The sequence below is a fragment of the Kytococcus schroeteri genome (assembly GCF_002847825.1).
GTDB lineage: Bacteria > Actinomycetota > Actinomycetes > Actinomycetales > Dermatophilaceae > Kytococcus > Kytococcus schroeteri.
Map to the genome: position 1 here is coordinate 1 of NZ_PKIZ01000116.1, position 333 is coordinate 333.

Here is a 333-nt window from a genome sequence, read left to right on the forward strand (position 1 = left end):
CCGGTGTGGCCGAAGGCGCCGAGCAAGTGCGCAAGGAAATCGAAGCTGTCTCCCAACAGGAAGAACAAGACGGACAGAGCCGACCAGCGCCAGGCGCCACTGCGGATGGAGCGCCGACCACACTGGCCGAAGCCTGGGATCTCGAAACAAACCTGCTACTTGAGGAGTTCTCGGCGATGGACAACGCCGAGCTAGTGGTTCCGCTGAATGTCCGCATGACCGCCACCGAGGCTGTCAGCCTGCGCAAGGACAACCAGGAGTTCTCTCTGCGCGCCCGTCGCCCGATTCCGTTGGAGCCGAAGCCCTATGCCAAGCGCGGCACCGCCTTCCACA

General features: G+C 63.4%; 1 protein-coding gene. It reads left to right on the top strand.

Annotated elements, in window-relative coordinates:
- Nucleotides 1-333, top strand: a 333-nt coding sequence (locus CYJ76_RS11780; protein ID WP_144043113.1) for a hypothetical protein, incomplete at both ends; no start/stop codon positions are given.